Raw genomic sequence first — 1,947 nt, 5'->3', positions numbered from 1 at the left:
GCTTGCGGGTTACTCTCTTCCGTCAAGGCAGACGCAATACCTGTCGCAGAAGATACGATACCCAGGACAGAAGAGGTTATTGACAAGGCGGTTCCTGCCGTCATCATGGCAGCTCCCGCTGCGATCCCCGTCCCCAGGGTGACAATCGAAATCAGTAGCCCCAAAATACCCAAACCAAGTCCCACTCCTGCCGACACGCTCATATGACCACTTGGGTCAAGCAGGTTAATTGGGTTTCCAAGGGTATAGGCATAGGGGTTAAGCCCTCCATCACCAAAAGGGCTTAAACTGTCAGCCGCATGAAAACGCATCAGCGCCGGGTTATAAGCCCGATACCCTTTCCCTAAATGGTATAGGCCGGTAACCGGGTCTCGCCGCTCGCCGTTGAATCCGATGAAATTAGTCATAATCGTCAGCTGATTTCGAGCCTCATCCGCCATCAACAAGCCCGAGCTATTCGTCGGCAATAAATCCGCAGCCCGCAATGCATTGGGTAATACCAACAAGGATGAGGCTGCAGCAAAAATAGACGATTTTATCAAGAATTGTCTACGACTCAAATTAGGATAAGCATCCAATGACGAACTATGCTCAGCACGCAGCAGTAATGCAAAAGGGACACGTTTTATTATATTCATTTCATACTCCGTTAAAGCGCCAGAGGGGATCTCATTCGCCCCCCCGGTTAAGGAAGATCACTCGACACATATTGGGATTCAAGTCACTCCGACGAGCACAAGGAGTTTTAGCAGGTATCGAGGTTATAGCAATGATATGTAAATGCGAATCCGCCCCAGAAAGGGACGGACAGCCCCCAGCAGAACAGTTCTATCTCTATCAGCTAGATGCCTTAAAAATAGGCGGATAAAATTTTATCGGGCTCTATCCCTTAATGCACCAGAACCGGGAAACCAGCATCTTCATGTTGAACGGGTATAGCATCAAATCCAAGATGGGTTCTTTATATAAAGGGCCAGCTTACTTATCCCTCCTAACATTTTGTTTAATCTGGCTGTATGAACAGCTTGAGCTGCAGTTTGGGGGCGAAAAACAATCCCTTGAGTCATAAGAGTGTTGTACCTACCGGGGTAAGCCATTACATTTGTACCAAGTTTATTAGCTAGAGCTTGTCCCTGAGACGCCCAACGCCCCCCTACCGCTCCGTAACAGCTATCTAGTTTAAATACCCCACCTGCTTGTCGCGTTGTCGATGCCAATGATTTTGCTAACGCAGAACCTGACTTTAGCCCGGTTTTTGTGGCTGTAACACCAGGAGCTCCGTGAGCCAGGAGCCTACCAGGGCTCTCGGCAACATCAGCAGCAAGTTTCGCATAGCTGCTGCTTGAGATGGGAAATGTTTTGAGAGTGGACGTCGATTTTACAGCAGCTGTTGTCGTAGCTTTGGCTCCTGCCACCGCAGAGCCAATCCCTGTTGCGGCGCTGGCAATGCCAGTCCCTAATGATATCCAGCTGAGAGTGGACGACGCTTGCGGGTTACTCTCTTCCGTCAAGGCAGACGCAATACCTGTCGCAGAAGATACGATACCCAGGACAGAAGAGGTTATTGACAAGGCGGTTCCTGCCGTCATCATGGCAGCTCCCGCTGCGATCCCCGTCCCCAGGGTGACAATCGAAATCAGTAGCCCCAAAATACCCAAACCAAGTCCCACTCCTGCCGACACGCTCATATGACCACTTGGGTCAAGCAGGTTAATTGGGTTTCCAAGGGTATAGGCATAGGGGTTAAGCCCTCCATCACCAAAAGGGCTTAAACTGTCAGCCGCATGAAAACGCATCAGCGCCGGGTTATAAGCCCGATACCCTTTCCCTAAATGGTATAGGCCGGTAACCGGGTCTCGCCGCTCGCCGTTGAATCCGATGAAATTAGTCATAATCGTCAGCTGATTTCGAGCCTCATCCGCCATCAACAAGCCCGAGCTATTCGTC

At 50.3% G+C, this 1,947-nt stretch carries 2 protein-coding genes; both read right to left on the bottom strand.

What is annotated here, in order from left to right; genetic code table 11:
• Positions 1 to 638: RHS repeat-associated core domain-containing protein (locus tag AB5Y71_RS04685; RefSeq protein ID WP_368171109.1), on the bottom strand; the 638-nt coding region annotated here is incomplete at its 3' end.
• A 303-nt stretch (positions 639 to 941) separates the two neighbouring features.
• Positions 942 to 1,947 (bottom strand): RHS repeat-associated core domain-containing protein (locus AB5Y71_RS04680; RefSeq protein WP_368171108.1); only part of this gene is annotated, 1,006 nt, incomplete at its 5' end.

This window comes from Aeromonas sp. R9-2, from assembly GCF_040908025.1.
Classification (GTDB): Bacteria; Pseudomonadota; Gammaproteobacteria; order Enterobacterales; family Aeromonadaceae; genus Aeromonas; species Aeromonas veronii.
This window is presented reverse-complemented; position numbering and strand designations above follow the sequence as displayed.